The sequence below is a fragment of the Rickettsia endosymbiont of Ceutorhynchus obstrictus genome (genome assembly GCF_964026565.1).
Lineage (GTDB): Bacteria > Pseudomonadota > Alphaproteobacteria > Rickettsiales > Rickettsiaceae > Rickettsia.
This window is the reverse complement of the sequence record NZ_OZ032162.1, coordinates 579,999-600,457: the sequence shown is the minus strand read 5'-3', so window position 1 is coordinate 600,457 and position 20,459 is coordinate 579,999. Positions and strand designations below refer to the sequence as shown.

The window sequence follows — 20,459 nt, the reverse complement described above, 5'->3', positions numbered from 1 at the left end:
GCGGTATAGATTTATAAGTTTAATCTAGTATAATATTCCAAGGGAGGAGGTCTGCAATTTTATTGGCTTTATAATCCTGAATGATTGCAAGAACTTTTTGCAGATATTTCCAAGGATTGATGTTATTTAACTTAGCAGTTTCGATAATGGAATAGATAATAGCGGCAGTATGACCGCCACTGTCTGATCCAGCAAAAAGCCAATTTTTTCGCCCTATGGCAATTGATCTCATAGCACGCTCTGCGGCATTGTTATCGATTTCTATTTTTCCATTATCCAAGAATCTCATCAGTGCTTTTTGATTATTTAAAGCATAAGAAATAGCTTTTGCTGTACTGCTTTTTTTGGGTAGTTGATCATATGCTTTCCTAAAACCGGTAAACAATTTTTCCACCAACACTTTAGATTTTTTCTGTCGTTCCTCTAGCCGCTTATCAGGTTCTAATCCTCTTATATCAGCTTCGATGCTATAAATTTCACCAATCTGCTCCAATATGGCAATAGCGATATTGGCTTTATCATTTGCTATTGTTACTTCATAAAACTTACGACGCATATGAGCCCAGCATGCTGCTTCTTCTATCTTGGTTGCTGATTTTTCATCATTAATATATAATTGATCATAACCAGTATAAGCATCTGCATGTAGAACTCCTGTAAAATCTTTTAAATGCTCAAGCGGTCTTGTGCCTTTCCGGTCAGGACTATAAAAATAACAAACTGCAGCTGGAGACTTATTTCCATGAGGTCTACCGTCTAATACATAGCTCCATATTCTCCCAGTTTTAGTTTTACCAATCCCAGGAGCTAACACTTTCACTGGCGTATCATCGCCATGAATTTGTGCACCTGAGAATACAAATCGTTGAATTGCTCCCGCTATCGGCTCTAGCAATCTAGCACATTGACCCACCCAGCTTGCCATTGTCGTCCTTGAAATCTCCACGCCTTCTCTATCGTAAATTTGTGATTGACGATAGAGCGGTAGATGATTGCAATATTTTTGAACTAGAATATATGCCAATAACCCAGCTCCAGCCTTACCTTTGTCAATGGCTTTTGATGGGGCATAGGCTTGAACTATCTTCTCACAATTAATACAGGCACAGCGTGGTCTTATATGACGTATCACCTTAAATGATGATGGAACATATTCTAACGTTTCTGAAATATCATCACTTATCTTGCGAAATTCTACTCCACCACAGGAGGGACATTTTTCGGCAGGATTTAATACCTCATCTTCTCTTGGTAAATAATCCGGTAATTTCCGCCGCTTTGCTAGCTGCTTGCTATCCTTATTATCTGAAACCTCTTGACTCTTATCTGAACCAAGGTTATCTTGCTCAGGTTTAAAACCTAAAATAATCTCATTTTCTTCTATTTTGAGCTCAAGCTCTTCTATTTGCTTACTTACCTTTTCTGATGACTTGCCATAACTCTTTGCTTTTAGTAACGCTAGCTGTTCTCTTAGTGATTGGTTTTCTTGATTCAATAACTCATTCTCATCGAATAGTACCTTAATTGTTTTATGTAATATAGATACATCACAAGATAAGTTGTTAAGGTCAAAAATCATATTTTAATCTTTATCCAGCATATTGAGGTCTATTAAACCATCTTGGATTACGCCAGTCAATAGCTTCTATCAACATTGCTAGCTGGGCCTTAGTAATTCCAATAGATTGCTTATTATCAACCTTGGGCCATACAAACTTGCCACTATCAAGACATTTATAATATAAACAAAAACCTTGCCCATCCCACCATAATATTTTTATTCTGTCAGCCTGTTTACCCCTAAAGACAAATAAGACACTCTTGTCAAACTGATCTGACAATATTGATTGTGCCAGTAACGATAAACCATTAATACCCTTACGCATGTCGGTATAACCAGTACAGAGATATATTCTGCTATCTGAAGCTATATCTAACATGATCCGTCCAATATTTTGACTATCTCCAAGAGCTTTGTGCTACTAATATTGCCCTCAATTAATAAAGAAAAATTACTAAAGGTTAATTCTGCTTTTTTTAATAGTGTATACTCTCTTTCTTGTACTAATAATTCTACAAATTTATTACCTGTATTATTAGATGTTTCTGCTTTTCTTCTGCTAAACTTCCCCCTACTACGCCACCCATATAATGTCTTCTCCGAAATTCCATAAGACCGTGCAACTTGTGATATAATGCACCCTGGAACACATGATTCACTAATTATTTGTGCCCTCTGTTCCGCTGTAATATTCTTCCTTCTAATATTCATCACACTATTATTCCTAATGTTATTAATACTATAGAATAATACTACAACCCTTTTGCTTTTATAGACCGCCTTTACCAGACGCTTACTTTAGTAATTATAATCCAAAATTAGATGATTTTTTTGCTAAAAGTGCTGAGCTAGTATTAGCTGAAGGATTAAGATTATATCATGATAGCAAAGACATCAAAAAGCTAATAAATACTATTCTTTATGCAAATAATAAAGAATTTGTTAGGATCTTTAAAAATAGTGCAGTAGCCGGTATAATTAGCAGTAGTGCACCTGAGACTTCTTCAGGTATTCAAGCAACTGTTAGTAAAAATATTGAAGCTCTGCAACATTTAAAGCCTGATGGTAGTTTTAGTATTAGAAAGTGGTTTACTGCGGACAAAGGTTGGTTATTTATAACTAGTACTCCTAATCAAAGAGTAATGCTTCGACCACTTATTGCTGCATGGATTAGCATAGCGATAAAAGCATTAATGAATAGGAACATCAATAATACTCATAGTAATATGTGGTTTGTGATTGATGAGCTGCCAGCTTTACACAAGATATCTTCACTCCCTATAGCTTTAGCTGAAAGCAGGAAATATGGTGGCTGCGTTGTTGCAGGTATGCAAAACATTTATCAATTAGAGGAGATATATGGTTCTGCAGGAGCAGCTTCAATGCTTGATCTATTTGGCAGTAAATTTATTTTTCGAGTAAGTGATCAGCAGACAGCACATAAATCAGCTTTAATGCTTGGTGAGCAAGAAATTATTGAAACTCAAGAGAATCTCTCTTATGGTGCTAACTCTATGCGTGATGGAGTAAATATGCACAGCTTAGAAAAAAGGAAATTATTAGTAATGCCATCTGAAATCATGAATCTACCAGATCTTACCTGTTATGTAAAACTTGTGGGTAATTTCCCTATTACTAAATTACCAATGAATTTACAAACTTGATTTAAATCTAAAAATATCAAACCATTTTAATGGCATTTTTAAAAGATTTCAATTGTTTGATGGAGGGGAATACCTTATAAAGAAATATTCTATTATAATGCCCCTTTAAATCGCTAATTTAGTATTACGAGTTTTAGAGGTAAGCTGCGTATAAAAAACTTTTTTGTTATTTCAGAATTTTTATAAATGATTTTTCAAACAGCAGAGTAAATTTTACAAGAAATATGTTTACTCTAAAGAACTAATAAAAGCTTCATCAAGACCGGTTACACTAGAAATTAAAGCAATATTACAACCTTGAGCTAACATTTTCTTTGCTACCTCTACTGCTTTATTATATTCCCCTTCAGCTTTTCCTTCAGCTTTTCCTTCAGCTTTTCCTTCAGCTTTTCCTTCAGCTTTTCCAATTTGGATACCTTTAGCTTCACCAACTTGTAAGCCTTCAAGAATACCTATTTCTTTTCCTTCTTGTTGCCAATGCTGTGCTAAACTTCTCATAAGCCTTGTCCCTATTTCCGGATTCAACTTTGTTGATAATAAATTCTCTAGTTTTATTTTATCATCTTGCTCTATCTTCGTCAATGTATAATATAATATCATTTCTAGATAATCATAGCCTATCGTTATTTTTGTTAATTCCGGTAATATATCTGATATTTCTTGCCATCTTTTTAATAATTCCCTCTCATGTATATGCTTGAGAAAAAATTCTAATATTCCTGACCATATCCTTTGCTTAAACTCTTCATCTGGTATTTCATGGACATTCACCAATTGGTAATCATTAATCCATAATTCTTTTGCTAATTTGTTATTAGTAAATAAATCCCACAAATTCCTTGCAACATTATATTTTTCCTGACCATTGAAAAATATCATCGGGTATATTAATGGTAAAGTCTTAGCTTTAGGATTTTGTATTAAATATCGCTCACAAATATTAATCATATATTTAAATAGCCTAAAGGCCATGAAATGATCTGCTTTTGATTGATGTTCTACAAGCAAAAATAAATATCCGTCTTGTTTATCAAATTTGCATGAGAATAAAACATCAGAGATAGAATCTTTTAAAGAGCTTTCTACAAATGTGGTATTTTCCATTGCTAAACTAGGAAAATCTATTAAAGCTTTTATCTCCTTAGGTAAATGTGCATTAAAGAATTCATGGGCAACTAGAGGATTCTCTAGTGCCTTACGAAATATCTTATCATGCTTAGCTTTCTTTGTGCCTTTATCTGGATCACCCAGTAGGTTTCCTTGTTCACTCATATATTTATATTTTTTAACTTGATAAAATATTATTACACTACACTCTAAACTCTTATTCCTTGATTTAGCTTGATCTCAGATACTTGCTTTACCGCATGTATGGACCTCCCCAATAATGCAAGAAAAAAATAATATTTAATAGTCAACAAGCAAATGCAGTCATGTATTCGGCTTATAATTGATAAATTACTTTAAATTTATCACTTTAAATTTATCAATTAGCCCTGATGGAATTCGCTACCTACTAACTTTTACTTATCACTTTTCCGGCTTCATTAGAGCCTGTGCGGTAATCAGTTTTTTTGTAGGTTAAGGTTTGTCTTATTTACCATCAATATTATTATCTCACGCATATTTCAGGTTGGAATATATTAGTCTCTATTTTAGAGTAATACTTATTAATATTTTATTTACTAAATTTTGTTAACTTATCAGTTACAAACTTTAGTTTCATTATAATCATTGCCGGTGCGTAATACTGCAAATACTACTCGTGCTAATTTATTCGCTATTGCAACAGTAGTTTTATTATGCCCACATCGTTCTAATAAATTAAACATCCATTTAGTAAATTTACTAAAATCTTTTTTATTTTTTTGTGCTTCAGTTGTAAACCTTAGCTTAGCATTTAATACCGCTCTTGCTCCTTGAATTAATAAAGTACGTAAATAAGTATCACCTCTCTTGCTTATACTAAGTAACCTTTCTTTACCTCCACTCGAATATTGTTTTGGTACTAAACCAAGCCAAGTTGATAATTGTCTACCATTACTAAAATTTTTTGCATTACCTATCGAAGCTATTAATGCTGTAGCAGTAATTAAACCTATACCGGGTATAGCTGTTAATCGTTTATATTCTTCTAACTCACCTGCTAGTATTTTTAATCTTTTTTCTAACTCTATTATTTTTTTATCATTATCTACAAATTCTTCTTTCAACTCGCTAAACGTTTGATAACTAAGACGGCTTAAAGTTTCACTATCTAAAATCTCTGTTAATTTACTGATAACTTTATTTATCCCTTGTGGAATAATTAAGCCAAATTCATACAATAATCCTCTAATCTCATTAGCTAGTGCAGTACGATTTCTTACTAGCCTTGCTCTTATTCTATGAATTGATAAAATATCCTGCTGCTCTACACTTTTGATTGGTACAAATCTCATATTTGGTCTCGCTACTGCTTCGCATATTGCTTCTGCATCAGCTTGGTCGTTCTTATTAGTTTTAACATATGGTTTTACAAATTGTGGTGCTATCAATTTAACCTCATGTCCTAATTTTGTTATTTCTCTTCCCCAATAATTAGCTCCGCCGCATGCCTCCATTCCTACTAAACATTTTGGTAAATTAGCTATAAAGCTTAATACTTGATCCCTAATCAATTTTTTCTTTAATATTGTCTTGCCGTTTTTATCTACTCCATGTATTTGAAAAATTCTTTTTGCAATATCTATGCCAATTGTGTTAACTTCCATTTGGACCTCCTTATTGTTGTCTAGGATTAATTTCCTATTCTAGAACTATAACTACTGTTATTGATTCTGTATATAGGGAGGTCCATTCCATTACTTCTTATTTCTTTAGCTATTTCTGAGCTTGGACTTATATATTGCATTATTTGTTTATCTCTTCCTATGGCATTTAAGTAATCTTCAGGGACGAGATGGCTTTTGCCTTGAAAATCATGTACTACTATATCACAAAATTTTTTATCACCAAGATTATAATTAGGATCAAATTTATTCTTCATAATTTGTAAATCTTTCTGTATCTTCTGCTCTATTGCTGCTATGCAAATCTTGTTACTATAAGCAGTACAAGAATCTATACCTTTTTCTCTGTAGATTTGTAAAGCAGTATCGATATTTTCTGCTGTGCCAAACTTTGCTAGAGCTGTTATTTGCTGTTGCTGCAAATTATTTAGTTCGTTATTATCGTTATTTGCCAATTTTGACAATAATAATTCTATAGACTGAAATTGTGATTTGCTATCATCACTTGCTTTTAAGGATGACTGTTTAGTTATTTTACTAGCTACTGTTAATTTTGCTATTTCAGGCTCTATAAGCTTGTTTATAGATTCTGCTCCTTGGGATTTTAACATATCGTTAAAATCGCCTTTTTCTGGTGGTCGTATTATTGATACCACAGCTCCTTTGCTAATTAATTCTTCCTGAGCTTTCATTACAGTATTAACTGATACTGCGTCTTTGCCATCATTATCAGCAGCAATTATTATTCTTTCTCCTTTGATAGGCTCATAGTTTCGGATGTTACTTACACCTAAACTACAAAGTATTTTGCCTTTAATACCAACTTCCCCAATGCTTAAAGCCGTCTCTACCCCTTCTGCTATAATTGTTATATTACTAACTGAATTATTGCCATCTTTACTGATTTGTACGTTCCTGCTTTGTACGTTCTGCTGTGCGTTATTTTTATTAATCTCAACAAAAGAACCTTTAATTCTACCAAATGAACGTTTATTAACCTCAATATCAGCTTTATTATTTGTTTCTTTGTTTAAATAAATTGATTGTCCACCGGTAATATTACCATCTTTATTTCTAGCAAAAGCAATTAATGCAGGATAATATTGTTTACTATTATTATCCCACATTATATTGGTTCTAAGATCGTTACTTAGTTGGTATCTTGTTAATACTTCTTTAATCCCACGATGTTCTGATAAATATCTTTTTGCTACATTATTGGGCATAGAATATTTTATAGAGTCTGATTTTTCATATAAGCTTATAGCTCTCTTAATTTTTACTATTTCAGCCTCTTGCTCTGTTTGAGTTTTAATTTGTTGATTTTTGTTTGCTGCTAAATTTGCTGCTAGATATTTACTGCTTGTTGACATACCAACCATATCTTGTAAATATTTCTTAGCTTCTACAAAATCACAATTTTTTTCTCTTTGTACTAAGGTAAATAAATCTCCTCCCTCTCCTTTACTAAAATCATACCATCTGCCGGCTTTACTGCCATTTATCTTCATCGCTATTTTACCATCTTTCTCCCAGCGTAACACTTGACTATTTGATAAATGCTTGTTTGGACTGCCTAGCAAATTTCTACCTATTTCTTCCGCTTTAAATGATAATTTTTGTTTTAATTCCAGTGCTTTTTGTTTATTAATAGCATTATAATCTATTTTATTCTTTGCCATAATATCCTCTTGTAACTTAACACTGATTGTTGTATCTTGTTTATTACAATTCGTAAGGTTATAAGAAGAGCTTTTCCGCTCTTCTTGGGCTTTATGGCTTGTGGCAAGATTTGTGCTAGTGCTTCTTAGGATTTCTGCTACTTTAGCAGGTGGCTCTAACTTCACTCTTAAGTGGTAATAGTTATCATTACTGTGTAATCTATCCTTAATATCTTCTACTACCCCTTTAAACCAATCACCTACTTTATCTATAATATTAGGACTCTTATTTTCTTGATCTTGAATCGCTACTAATTCTTCTAAAGTTTTAAAATTAATGCTAGATAGCCTATTATCTATTTTACTAAGTTGCGATATTAAATTGGCCATATTCCTGGTAGCCTCCCTATTATAATAGAGTTTTACCTCTTCTATATGTCTAGTCATGGCTACATAAGAATTTCTGCTATTTCCTGCTAGATTATGTAATACATAGACATCTTTAATTGAGGCTCCTTGTGCTTTATACACTGTAGAAGCATAGCCATGTTTAAAGCTTACATCTTGAGGATTAAATTCTATTTCTTTCCCGCTATCTGTTTTAGTAACAAACTTATCGTTACTTACTGAAGTTATCGTTGCAAATTCCCCATTTTCTATTTGTAAATCTTTATTAGTACTTTTAAACAAAATACGATCTCCTGCCATATAATCTTCGTGCTTTTTAGATGATAGATAGTGTCTATATTCTTTACCGGTAAGCAAGCCTTTAGCTTTTAATAACTCCCTGATCCCTTGATTAATACTATCTACTTCAGCATTACGCATGGTAATTATTAAACGCTCATTTAGAGCAAATTTGCTGTTACTCCAATCATTAATTAATCTTGCCATTGATTCTTCTAGTGTATGATCAATCTTTAAACATTTATGCTGTGCAAGTAAACGCAGACCACCGGCAATATCTGATTTTGCAAAGCATGAAGCCATTTCTCTTGCCCATACTTTATTTTGTCTTCTAATGCTACTTAACTCATATGAGCCAAATTTACTAGCCAATACTGCAAACATTCCTCCTCGCTCAACAGAAGTGAGTTGTCTCTCATCTCCAGCCAGTATCAAATTACAATTATTACTCCTTGCTACTTTTAATAATTCTAAATAATCACTATTACCTACCATTCCTGCTTCATCTACTACTAGCGTAGTATCTCTTGGTAGATCAGCTTTACCATTATATAATTTAAATAAAAACCCTTTGACTGTATGACATTGCCGGTAGCCTTTACTTTTAAGCTCTGATGCTGCTTTATGAGTAGGAGCGAGTCCTATAATATTTTGCCCATGATTGGTGGCAATTTTATAAGCTTCAGCAAGTACTTGCGACTTACCGGTGCCGGCTCTACCTTGCAAGACCCTAATCCCTTGATTATTAATTAATATATGATGCAGACTTGCTCTTTGTGCTTCATTAACACTTGCAAGATTATCGATAGCACTCTTAAGCTTAATAACGTTATTAAAATGAATCTGGCTATTTACCTTATCTGCTATTCTAACTATCCTTAATTCTTCATCCCGTATATCTATAGTAGTATAGTATTTAGTATCCGTGCCATCTTCATTATATAGTTTTATCAGCCTATCTGAATTTAATATTTCCCTTATTAGTTTTTGCTTTTCTGCTTCTTCTGGAATCTCTTTTACTGCTTTTTCTATATCCAATTTAGTAAAAATAGCTTGATGACGAATCATGCGATCAAGCACTCCATCTGCTCCTTTGATGATTTCAAGATGGGCAAGCCTGCATATGTTATTTTGCTCTGCTATTTCATTGATAATACTTCGCATTCTAGTAGGGCCGACATGCTGCTGTGGCATAAAACTTATTGGGTCTACTCTGATTTCTAAACCTAACTTGGCAAAATATTTATTGATTACTTCTTTAGCTCTTTCATGAATAATTTTATCTTCAGGGATAATGAATGCTTTGCCCTTAACTTTGGCAAATTTAGGATTTAAATCTACTGCCTTAGCTCCTAAAGCTTTACCGTTTTCTGTAAATCTTCTGGTAGTCACAAGCACATGGGCATGCCAATTCTTCTCTCCATCATGGGGCTTATGAATATCAACCTGAACTCCAAGCCCATTCTTTACCCATCCCATCTCTTTGATGATTTCATGAGTAATTGCTATCCTATCTTGTAAATCCAATTCCTTATCATCTGGTAAAGCAATCACAATATCTTTTAATAATTGACTATTTTTTCTTTTCTCTGTACGCTCTACCTCATTCATCAAGATCCTTGAGTCTTTGAATTTTTTATCTGCATGAGCAGGCAATAAAACAGCATGATAAACATTATCGCCTTTTTTGCTAAAATTATAAGTGATGTTAGTTCTCTCATCTTTAATAATCAGCCTGGCATTATAGGCGGCTTTAAGGCAAGCATTTTTACCTTCACTCCTACTTACTATTTCTATTCTTGCAAACTGTATCGCCATGGTTTGTTAATTCTAACAATGTTCAATCCATCATTGACATTACCATGCAATCTTAAAATCATCCACTGAAACCAGAACCACTTGAACCAGCAAGCAAAAATAAACCGTAAGGTTTATATATTGCGTCTCTCCCTGTTTTTACAAACAAGGAGAGAACTCTCCTCTCTACTACTTCTTATAGGTTTTGAATAATGGTAATCATCTTTATTTGTTTTTATTGATTTAGTTTGCTGGTTCGGGTAGGTATGGGGATTATATTGATTTTGAATGGCTTGTTACTCTACCACTATATTTGGATCATGCAATCTTATAAGTTGTATCAAACATTAATCTGTTTTAGAAAAAATTTTGTAGAATTTCTTAGCACTTATAATTATGATGTTGACTTCCATAATTTATTGATGATTCATGATGATTATAATAATCAAAAATAAAACTATCTATATGGATAATATCATAAAACGTAGATTAAAATTGCAGCAAAGAAAAGCTAAAATTATTACTGAAGAAGCAAGACTTAAAATTCAAGAAAGAAAAGCCCGTACGCATCATTTAATTGAAATCGGCGGTTTAGTTGCTAAAGTTAAACTTGATGATTTACCAAGCAATAGCTTATTAGGTGCTTTTATTTCTTTAAAAGAAAAATTAATACAAAATCCTAATATCCAAGATCAGTGGACTAAAATCTGTATCATTTTTCGACCGCTGTTGACAAGCTGATCATAATTGTGAGCAACAATTAGGAGAATTTGTACTGTCATCCCTAAATAAAGCTAAGATTCCTTGCTTGGGTATGTTACAAAACAAATATCAACCTTGTGCAAAATTATTGCCCCCAGCTGTGCAAGTAACACAACATTCTCTGCAAACATATGATCATCTTTTACCTTCATTGACAACGATGGAGGCTAGCCATGCATGATACTGCAACCTTACCGATACTCTTAAAAGAGTTACGTTTGTTTACCATACTTGAGTCATGGCAATCTTTGCTACAAAAAGCAGAAACTGAAGGATGGAATTATGCCAGATTCTTATCTGTTCTTTTTGAACACGAAGTAGAAGCACGTCATAGAAAAAGGATTCAAACTTACTTAAGGAAAGCACATTTACCACCCGGTAAGTCTCTAGCAACCTTTGATTTTAACCAGGTACAAACTTTGAATAAAGCTAAGGTGGATGATCTGGCCTGTAATATAGCTTGGGTGAAGCGAGCTGAGAATTTACTGGTTTTTGGACCATCAGGAGTAGGTAAAAGTCATTTGGTTGCCGCATTGGGCTATGCATTGGTTGAGAAGAGTATTAGCGTACTATTTACTGCTACAACAAAAATTGTCCAGCATTTACAAGCAGCACGCCGAGATTGTTGTCTTCCGGCAGAACTTGCCAAACTTGATAAATATGAGGTGATTATTCTTGATGATATTGGCTATGTTCGTAAAGATGAAGCAGAAACCCATGTCTTGTTTGAACTGATTGCACAACGCTATGAATCCGGTAGTGTTATTGTCACCTCTAATCAACCTTTTAGTGAATGGGATAGTATTTTTGCGACAAATTCTATGACTGTGGCAGCTATTGATCGATTGGTTCATCACTCTACGATTTTAGAAATCAACGCCGAAAGCTACAGAAAAAAATACGCACTTACACAATCGAATAATAGCAACTAATAGCAACTAACAATAAGCAAAAGGCACTATTTATGATAATTTGTTCACCACCAAAGCGGCAAAGATTCCTGTCACCCCGCGGCAATCATATCTGTCATGTATGGACCTCCTGTAGAATGCAAGAAAAAAAATAACATCAATAATAAAAAACAAATGCAGTCATGTATCCGGCTTATAGCTAATAAATCAACCTAATTTATTCTACAGCCCTGATGGAATTCGCTGGCTTACAAACTATATACTTATCAGTCCATCGGCTTCTAAAAGAGCCACTGAAAAACGCAGTTTTTTTGTAAGCTAAGGTTTGTCTTATTTACCATCAATATTATTATCTCAAGCATATTTCGGGTTGGAATCTCTTACATATTCTTTTGCTTTTACCTATTCATTATATAAATCACCATTTATTTTACTTATAAGTGCTGTGCTACACACTCTTTATCTACAAACTTTACTCTCTACATAATCATCTCCTGATCTGAGTACAGCAAACACCACTCTTGCCAATTTATTAGCTATGGCAACTGTTGTTTTATTATGGCTACTTCGCTCAGATAAATTAAACATCCATTTCGTAAATTTGCTAAAATCTTTTTTAGATTTCTGTTCTTCCGATGTAAATCTTATCTTGGCATTTAGTACAGCTCTAGCCCCTTGAATTAATAAAGTGCGTAAGTATACATCACCTCGCTTGCTAATTCCCAGCAGCTTATCTTTCCCACCACTTGAATGTTGTCTTGGCACTAATCCTAGCCATGCCGATAATTGCCTGCCATTCTCAAAACTTGTAGCATTACCTATTGATGCTATTAAAGCAGTAGCAGTAATTAACCCAAGACCAGGTATAGCTCTTAATCGTTGATATTGAGTTAGGTTACTTGCTATCATTGTTAATCGTTTTTCTATCTCTTTTATTTTTCTGTCATTATCTAAGAATTCTTCTTTTAGTTCACTAAATGTTTGATAACTTAACTGGCTTAATTTTCCTTCATCTAAAATCTCAATTAATTTTGTGATAACCTTATTGATGCCTTGAGGGACAATAAAACCAAACTCATGTAGTAGCCCCCTAATTTCATTAGCAAGTGCTGTACGATTTTTTACCAATCTCTCTCTTACCCTATGTATTGATAAAATTTCTTGTTGCTCTATAGTTTTAATTGGAACAAATCTCATATTAGGTCTTGTCACGGCTTCACATATCGCTTCAGCATCTGCTTGATCATTTTTATTAGTTTTAACATATGGTTTGACAAATTGTGGTGCCATTAGTTTTACTTCATGCCCTAATTTAGTTATTTCTCTTGCCCAATAACTAGACCCACCGCAAGCTTCCATCCCTACTAAACATTTTGGTAAATTAGCCATAAATGTCAAAACCTGATCTCTCATCAATTTTTTCTTTAATACTGTCTTGCCATTTTTATCTACACCATGAATTTGAAAAATTCTTTTTGCAATATCTATACCAATTGTAGTAACCTCCATATGGACCTCCTTGATTGTTGTTTTAATATATTAAATATTAACCCTAGAAGATTAGCAACTGCTTTTCATTCTCTATATCAGGAGGTCCATACCATTATTTCATAATAGCAGAGCGTGTAAATGACAAAGATGTTATGAAGCTACTAAAATTGATAGTCAAAGCAGGTGGAAAAAGAGGTATATCTCAAGGCGGGCCACTATCACCGCATTTAAGCAATATTTACTTAAATGAAGTAGATAAAATGCTAGAAAGAGCAAAGGAAGTGAGTAAGCTAAGAGATGGCTATGACCATATAGAGTACGTTAGATGGGCTGATGATCTGATCATACTAATTGATGGCTATAGAAAATGGCAGTGGTTAGAGAGAGCGATCAATATAAGGCTAAGACAAGAATTGTTGAAAATAAAGGTTGAACTAAACGAAGAGAAGACAAAGACAGTTGATCTAAAGAATGGTGAAACATTTAGCTTTCTGGGATTTGATTTTAGACGAGCGAAAACTAAGCAAGGTAAAATTGGAATCCAGAAGACGCCTAGAATGAGAGCGCGAACTGCCCTGCTAGCAAAACTAAAAGAGATATTCCGCAAGTTTATATCGCAACCAGTTGATAGAGTAACATACCTTATCAACCCGATATTACGAGGTTGGATAAACTACTTTAGGATTGGTAACTCTAGCCGTTGTTTTGGATATGTAAGAGACTGGGTAGAGAAGAAAGTAAGACGCCATTTAATGAAATCACGAGGATTGAAAGGCTTCGGCTGGGAAAGGTGGAGTAGGAGAGATTTGTATGAGAAGATGGGATTATATAACGATTACCAAATTCGATATTACAGACCTTTGAAAGCAATAACAGCGGATAGGTCATAGGCAATGATAAGAAGTTATCAGGAAAGCGTAATACGGGAAATCTGTACGTTACGTTTGACGAGGCGGGTGATGGAAACGGGGATAACAAAAGCTACCGCGCCATTGCTCGACCCTACCTGTGAGAGCCTGAGGTGCAAATCTTGGGCTACTCGACCACCCTATTACCTATGGGGCTTGTAGAGTTTTGGCGGACGAACTAGATAATAGAGAATGCAACTTTTTATACCAATGTAGGATCCAAGATTCCGGTCATTTATTAATCAAACCCCTAGTCACTTACCATAATGCTTCCAATGCATTCTACTTCATTGTCCTCAACTGGTCCTGAGTATTCTGATGTCCATTTTTGAAGTGATCGATCCATATGTAAGTTTTCTATAATTATTGCTAATTCCTGATTTGTAGGTATGTAACCACTATAATTAGGCAATACTGTAGGTATTTTTTTTAAAATATTTTTATTTATAAGAGATAATAATAACTGATGTTCAAATCCTATACTGGTAGTATCTGATATTGTACTTGATATAGGTATATTGTGGATAATATAGTCTTGTAATACATCTTTAATTTTATCTGACTTATCATCAACTTCCTTAAGAATATCTTCTGCGATACTTGTTACTAAACTACATACATTACTGTTATCAATTCTTGTATTAGCATTTATTTTTTTTTGTTCTTTAATAAGATAGTTTTGATATTGATCACTAAAAGTATAATCTATCTCTTGAATTGCATTTGTTAAATGATTAAAAGTTGCAACGAGACATCCTTCTTGATGATAACCATAAACTATTGATATACTATATATTGCCTTTGCTAATACAAATAATTTTTGTTCTTTTAATGTTTTATTTATATTCTCATTGCTTACTATATTATATAATCTACTTATTTGTTCATCATCTAGAGATGATAACAATCTATGGGCAGACGGTTTGTTAATTAATTGATCGGCTGTGAACCATGGATATTGTTCTTGGATTTTAGTAAGTTGTGCTAGTACAGAATCTTTATTCCTTTCAAAGAGTGTAACACATAATTCTTGCTTTTCTTTTAAATTTGGTTCTCGATCAATTAATAACTTTAGAAGTCCTAATAACTCAGGTAATATTACTTCATCATTATGATTATATTTATATGGCATTGTAGATTTTGGAAATATATATATGCCTTCTCCATCTTGTTCTAACCATTTATCTAGAATATTACTAGCCTTTGAGAGTATTTCTTCTACCAATTTCTGAGGAGTATAACTCATTATATCATCATAATTCTTCTCTGTTATTCCTTGTGTTGAAGTACACGCATTATCAACTATCTCAGGTTCTGATAGTAATATTAATAAATTCTTTTTCTCAGATTCCAGTAGTGGCATTAATAAATTCTTTTTCTCAGATTCTGACAAACTCAATGATTCTATATGTTTACAATTATATAGTGTTTTAAGTTCTGTACTAAGCTCTAAAGCTTTGTTATTTATTTCATTAATGCAATCTTTTTGTAATTTTTTAAGCTTTTTAATACAGAATCCTATATACTTCATGCTATGAGAATTATGCACACCTTGCGGATCGTTAATTAGTTTTGGTATTTCTTTGTCATACTCCTCCTCAGGTTCAGGTATTACCCCATTTTTAAATAAGAATTTTTGCATTTCTATATCATGTAAGTAATATTTCATAATTGGTACTTTATTCACTAAAATTTTATATGAATCTTTATGTTCAATAAAGTATTTTACTATTTCTGTATGTTCAATTGCCGCTGCTTGTGATAAAGGAGTATGACCTTTTTGTATTAAGTTGGGGTCACTTCGATACTGTAAAAGTAGTTCTACAATCTCTCTCTGTTTGTGTATAACAGCAATATATAAAGGAGTTTCATGATGTTGATCAGGGATATTAACATCAGCACCTTGAGATAATAGTAGCTCTACAATATCTTTATGTTTGTGCACAACAGCAATATGTAAAGGAGTTTCATGATGTTGATCAAGGATATTAACATCAACACCTTGAGATAGTAACAGTTCTACAATATCCTTATATTCTGACTTAGCAGCATAATGCAAAGGAGTCTTACCATATTTATCAGTTTGATTAATATTAAGACATTGAGGTAGTAACAATTCTACAATATCCTTACATCTCGACTCAGCAGCATAATGTAAAGGAGTTTTATAATGTTGATCAAGGATATTAACATCAACACCTTGAGGCAGTAACAGTTCTACAATATCCTTACATCCCGACTCAGCAGCATAATGCAAAGGAGTCTTACCGTAGTTATCAGTTTGATTAATATTAAAACATTGAGGTAGTAACAATTCTACAATATCCTTACATCCCGACTCAGCAGCATAATGCAAAGGAGTCTTACCGTAGTTATCAGTTTGATTAATATTAAAACATTGAGGTAGTAACAATTCTACAATATCCTTACATCCCGACTCAGCAGCATAATGTAAAGGAGTTTTATAATGTTGATCAAGGATATTAACATCAACACCTTGAGGTAGTAACAATTCTACAATATCCTTACATCCCGACTCAGCAGCATAATGCAAAGGAGTTTTATAATGTTGATCAAGGATATTAACATCAACACCTTGAGGCAGTAACAGTTCTACAATATCCTTACATCCCGACTCAGCAGCATAATGCAAAGGAGTCTTACCGTAGTTATCAGTTTGATTAATATTAAAACATTGAGGTAGTAACAATTCTACAATATCCTTACATCCCGACTCAGCAGCATAATGTAAAGGAGTTTTATAATGTTGATCAAGGATATTAACATCAACACCTTGAGGTAGTAACAATTCTACAATATCCTTACATCCCGACTCAGCAGCATAATGCAAAGGAGTTTTATAATGTTGATCAAGGATATTAACATCAACACCTTGAGGCAGTAACAGTTCTACAATATCCTTACATCCCGACTCAGCAGCATAATGCAAAGGAGTCTTACCATATTTATCAGTTTGATTAACTTCAGCACCTTGAGATAGTAACAGTTCTACAGTACTCTTATGTTTCAACTTAACAGCATCATGCAAAGGCAGGTTCTCATCCCACTCATCTATTATATCTGGCACTTTATCATTAACAAATGTCTTATTTTCTAAATTTATATTTAATAATTGTTGTGCTAGTACATCCCTGGATACTTCATTGGTTACAGCATTCATTGGGATACTTGCTTTAGACTGTCCTGGATTAAATGTTGTATTATCTACATAATCAACATCACTTTCTAATATTCCACTATCATTTGCATATATATTACTTTCCTGTGCTATGTCTAATGACTCTAATGGATTACTAGATACTTCATTGATTACAGTATTCACCGGGGTACTTGCTTTAGACTGTCCTAGATTAAATGTTATATTATCTACCATATTATCATTCCACTCATCTATTATATCTGGCACTTTATCATTAATAAATGTCTTATTTTCTAAATTTATATTTAATAATTGTTGTACTAGTACATCCCTGGATACTTCATTGGTTACAGTATTCACCGGGGTACTTGCTTTAGACTGTCCTGGATTAAATGTTGTATTATCTACATAATCAACATCACTTTCTAATATTCCACTATCATTTGCATATATATTACTTTCCTGTGCTATGTCTAATGACTCTAATGGATTACTAGATACTTCATTGATTACAGTATTCACCGGGGTACTTGCTTTAGACTGTCCTAGATTAAATGTTATATTATCTACCATATTATCATTCCACTCATCTATTATATCTGGCACTTTATCATTAATAAATGTCTTATTTTCTAAATTTATATTTAATAATTGTTGTACTAGTACATCCCTGGATACTTCATTGGTTACAGTATTCACCGGGGTACTTGCTTTAGACTGTCCTGGATTAAATGTTGTATTATCTACATAATCAACATCACTTTCTAATATTCCACTATCATTTGCATATATATTACTTTCCTGTGCTATGTCTAATGACTCTAATGGATTACTAGATACTTCATTGATTACAGTATTCATCGGGGTACTTGCTTTAGACTGTCCTAGATTAAATGTTATATTATCTACCATATTATCATTCCACTCATCTATTATATCTGGCACTTTATCATTAATAAATGTCTTATTTTCTAAATTTATATTTAATAATTGTTGTACTAGTACATCCCTGGATACTTCATTGGTTACAGTATTCACCGGGGTACTTGCTTTAGACTGTCCTGGATTAAATGTTGTATTATCTACATAATCAACATCACTTTCTAATATTCCACTATCATTTGCATATATATTACTTTCCTGTGCTATGTCTAATGACTCTAATGGATTACTAGATACTTCATTGATTACAGTATTCACCGGGGTACTTGCTTTAGACTGTCCTAGATTAAATGTTATATTATCTACATAATCAACATCACTTTCTAATATTCCACTATCATTTGCATATATATTACTTTCCTGTGCTATGTCTAATGACTCTAATGGATTACTAGATACTTCATTGATTACAGTATTCACCGGGGTACTTGCTTTAGACTGTCCTAGATTAAATGTTATATTATCTACCATATTATCATTCCACTCATCTATTATATCTGGCACTTTATCATTAATAAATGTCTTATTTTCTAAATTTATATTTAATAATTGTTGTACTAGTACATCCCTGGATACTTCATTGGTTACAGTATTCACCGGGGTACTTGCTTTAGACTGTCCTGGATTAAATGTTGTATTATCTACATAATCAACATCACTTTCTAATATTCCACTATCATTTGCATATATATTACTTTCCTGTGCTATGTCTAATGACTCTAATGGATTACTAGATACTTCATTGATTACAGTATTCACCGGGGTACTTGCTTTAGACTGTCCTAGATTAAATGTTATATTATCTACCATATTATCATTCCACTCATCTATTATATCTGGCACTTTATCATTAATAAATGTCTTATTTTCTAAATTTATATTTAATAATTGTTGTACTAGTACATCCCTGGATACTTCATTGGTTAACAATTGTGCATAAACTTTATCACCAATTCTACCATGTAATATTGGTATTATGGTTAATTGGTTTAATATTAATCTATTTAATATATTATAAGCAATATTAGATATATTTATTAATCCCATTTTATATTGCGAATGTGATGCAGTACCATATTCAGCAATATAATGCATAATTTTAGTACGTATTTGTACTTCTATCTTTCGTAAATCTTTGTTTATTATTACTGTATGTAATGATTGATATCCATTCTTCCTAGGAAATTTAATTAAATTCTTATATCGTTCTGGAATGTAGACATAATGTTTATAGATAGCATTTAATATATCATAACATTCTTGTTCCTTCTCTACTATTAGCCTAATACCAATAATATCATATAACTGCTGTATGGTACTAGATTTATGTACTATCTTTTTTGCAATAGAATAAGGAGACTTAATCCTTCCAGATATGGTATATTCTATATTTGTAGCAGGTAAAATATTATGAAATGCATTAATTATTTGAGCAACTAATTCATAATGCAGGTATTCTCTATCCAAAAAAGAAATAATAGTTTTATATAGTCTTGGGTGTAAGTTCTTAAAACAAGCATTTTGTAATGCTACTTTAATTTTTTCTACTTTGATTTCTTTAAATAAAGGTACATAAATCTTGCTAATCTCTTTACTAATCCAAACATATTCTATATGTGATATAGAATTAAATATTATTTTATGTAATAAGTAAGCAAATCTGATTAATAATACTTTAATTTTTATATTTGAATCTAATGATGACAATAACCGAATAGTCTTTTGTGATGTAACATCAGAATGTATATTGTCAATTTTAAATAATTTAGTTAATGCATAAAATATGTCAAATATTTCTTTACTAAAAAAATGTTCAATTTTTATTGACTTTAAGTTAGCATTTTCTATGGTAAAAAACCATAAAGCTACAATAACTGAATTGCTATCAGGATATATAGATGTAATTATTTCTGCTATTTCCCGAGGTATGTTATTATTAGAACACTTTAGGCTAAAAGTAATAGCACTATTAATCTTAGATTCATTAAAGTTAGGATCAAACTTTCTAAGTATTGCAATGATGTGTGGAAAATGCATGAATATAATCGTTTAGCTTCATTCAGAGAAGAGCGAGTTCTCAACTACCACCGGTATATGTCGATAGTTTTGAAAATACTTGCAACGCAGATTAAAAGCGTAAATAC

General features: G+C 32.6%; 12 protein-coding genes and 1 pseudogene. 5 read left to right on the top strand and 8 right to left on the bottom strand.

Going from position 1 to position 20,459, the window contains the following annotated elements; translation table 11 throughout:
• Positions 1–19: 19 nt before the first annotated feature.
• The 3 genes from tnpC to AAGD64_RS03450 are packed head-to-tail and all read right to left on the bottom strand — an operon-like array spanning position 20 to position 2,272.
• Entirely contained in the window at positions 20–1,579 is a 1,560-nt protein-coding gene (tnpC, locus tag AAGD64_RS03460; RefSeq protein WP_341793867.1) for an IS66 family transposase, read from the bottom strand.
• Positions 1,580–1,589: 10 nt separating this feature from the next.
• Positions 1,590–1,940: an IS66 family insertion sequence element accessory protein TnpB gene (tnpB, locus tag AAGD64_RS03455; protein ID WP_253307395.1), complete on the bottom strand. Its 351-nt coding sequence runs from the start codon at positions 1,938–1,940 to the stop codon at positions 1,590–1,592.
• Positions 1,934–2,272, bottom strand: a complete 339-nt coding sequence (locus tag AAGD64_RS03450) for a transposase (RefSeq protein WP_253310017.1) — start codon at positions 2,270–2,272, stop codon at positions 1,934–1,936. The genes tnpB and AAGD64_RS03450 overlap by 7 nt, the downstream gene beginning before the upstream one ends.
• An 86-nt stretch (positions 2,273–2,358) precedes the next feature.
• Here AAGD64_RS03450 and AAGD64_RS03445 point away from each other — a divergent pair.
• A pseudogene (locus tag AAGD64_RS03445) lies at positions 2,359–3,225 on the top strand (type IV secretion system DNA-binding domain-containing protein); the annotation flags it as partial.
• 228 nt (positions 3,226–3,453) lie between these two features.
• Here the strand turns inward: AAGD64_RS03445 and AAGD64_RS03440 are convergent.
• The 3 genes from AAGD64_RS03440 to AAGD64_RS03430 all read right to left on the bottom strand — a co-directional run bounded on the left by AAGD64_RS03440 (position 3,454) and on the right by AAGD64_RS03430 (position 10,162).
• Positions 3,454–4,497 carry an Rpn family recombination-promoting nuclease/putative transposase gene (locus tag AAGD64_RS03440; RefSeq protein WP_341793872.1) on the bottom strand — a complete coding sequence of 348 codons (1,044 nt, stop codon included), beginning with the start codon at positions 4,495–4,497 and terminating at the stop codon, positions 3,454–3,456.
• Between the two features lie 431 nt (positions 4,498–4,928).
• Entirely contained in the window at positions 4,929–5,978 is a 1,050-nt protein-coding gene (locus AAGD64_RS03435) for an IS110 family transposase (protein ID WP_341792650.1), read from the bottom strand.
• Between the two features lie 26 nt (positions 5,979–6,004).
• Positions 6,005–10,162: an AAA family ATPase gene (locus AAGD64_RS03430; protein WP_341793871.1), complete on the bottom strand. Its 4,158-nt coding sequence runs from the start codon at positions 10,160–10,162 to the stop codon at positions 6,005–6,007.
• Between the two features lie 444 nt (positions 10,163–10,606).
• Between AAGD64_RS03430 and AAGD64_RS03425 the strand changes: the two genes are divergently transcribed.
• The 3 genes from AAGD64_RS03425 (at position 10,607) to istB (ending at position 11,835) form a co-directional block, all read left to right on the top strand.
• Entirely contained in the window at positions 10,607–10,882 is a 276-nt protein-coding gene (locus tag AAGD64_RS03425; RefSeq protein ID WP_253310016.1) for a conjugal transfer protein TraD, read from the top strand.
• A 73-nt stretch (positions 10,883–10,955) separates the two neighbouring features.
• Positions 10,956–11,084, top strand: a complete 129-nt coding sequence (locus tag AAGD64_RS03420) for a hypothetical protein (protein WP_341793870.1) — start codon at positions 10,956–10,958, stop codon at positions 11,082–11,084.
• Positions 11,077–11,835, top strand: coding sequence for an IS21-like element helper ATPase IstB (gene istB / locus AAGD64_RS03415; RefSeq protein ID WP_253307390.1), 759 nt, complete (start codon positions 11,077–11,079; stop codon positions 11,833–11,835). The genes AAGD64_RS03420 and istB overlap by 8 nt, the downstream gene beginning before the upstream one ends.
• 438 nt (positions 11,836–12,273) lie before the next feature.
• Here the strand turns inward: istB and AAGD64_RS03410 are convergent, their stop codons facing one another.
• Positions 12,274–13,323: an IS110 family transposase gene (locus AAGD64_RS03410; RefSeq protein WP_253307391.1), complete on the bottom strand. Its 1,050-nt coding sequence runs from the start codon at positions 13,321–13,323 to the stop codon at positions 12,274–12,276.
• A gap of 134 nt (positions 13,324–13,457) precedes the next feature.
• On the opposite strand from AAGD64_RS03410, the gene AAGD64_RS03405 reads away from it, so the two are divergent.
• Positions 13,458–14,195: a group II intron maturase-specific domain-containing protein gene (locus AAGD64_RS03405; protein ID WP_253307392.1), complete on the top strand. Its 738-nt coding sequence runs from the start codon at positions 13,458–13,460 to the stop codon at positions 14,193–14,195.
• Between the two features lie 268 nt (positions 14,196–14,463).
• Here AAGD64_RS03405 and AAGD64_RS03400 read toward each other — a convergent pair whose 3' ends face one another.
• A complete protein-coding gene (locus AAGD64_RS03400; protein ID WP_341793869.1) occupies positions 14,464–20,352 on the bottom strand; it encodes an ankyrin repeat domain-containing protein in 5,889 nt (1,962 codons plus the stop codon).
• Positions 20,353–20,459 lie beyond the last annotated feature (107 nt).

Excerpts from the sequence above, each read along its gene's own strand:
- AAGD64_RS03410 (WP_253307391.1), bottom strand. The coding sequence starts at position 13,323 with ATGGAGGTTACTACAATTGGTATAGATATTGCAAAAAGAATTTTTCAA.
- AAGD64_RS03405 (WP_253307392.1), top strand. The coding sequence starts at position 13,458 with ATGAAGCTACTAAAATTGATAGTCAAAGCAGGTGGAAAAAGAGGTATA.
- AAGD64_RS03425 (WP_253310016.1), top strand. The coding sequence starts at position 10,607 with ATGGATAATATCATAAAACGTAGATTAAAATTGCAGCAAAGAAAAGCT.
- istB (WP_253307390.1), top strand. The coding sequence starts at position 11,077 with ATGCATGATACTGCAACCTTACCGATACTCTTAAAAGAGTTACGTTTG.
- tnpC (WP_341793867.1), bottom strand. The coding sequence starts at position 1,579 with ATGATTTTTGACCTTAACAACTTATCTTGTGATGTATCTATATTACAT.
- AAGD64_RS03435 (WP_341792650.1), bottom strand. The coding sequence starts at position 5,978 with ATGGAAGTTAACACAATTGGCATAGATATTGCAAAAAGAATTTTTCAA.
- AAGD64_RS03450 (WP_253310017.1), bottom strand. The coding sequence starts at position 2,272 with ATGAATATTAGAAGGAAGAATATTACAGCGGAACAGAGGGCACAAATA.
- tnpB (WP_253307395.1), bottom strand. The coding sequence starts at position 1,940 with ATGTTAGATATAGCTTCAGATAGCAGAATATATCTCTGTACTGGTTAT.
- AAGD64_RS03420 (WP_341793870.1), top strand. The coding sequence starts at position 10,956 with ATGTTACAAAACAAATATCAACCTTGTGCAAAATTATTGCCCCCAGCT.
- AAGD64_RS03430 (WP_341793871.1), bottom strand. The coding sequence starts at position 10,162 with ATGGCGATACAGTTTGCAAGAATAGAAATAGTAAGTAGGAGTGAAGGT.
- AAGD64_RS03400 (WP_341793869.1), bottom strand. The coding sequence starts at position 20,352 with ATGCATTTTCCACACATCATTGCAATACTTAGAAAGTTTGATCCTAAC.
- AAGD64_RS03440 (WP_341793872.1), bottom strand. The coding sequence starts at position 4,497 with ATGAGTGAACAAGGAAACCTACTGGGTGATCCAGATAAAGGCACAAAG.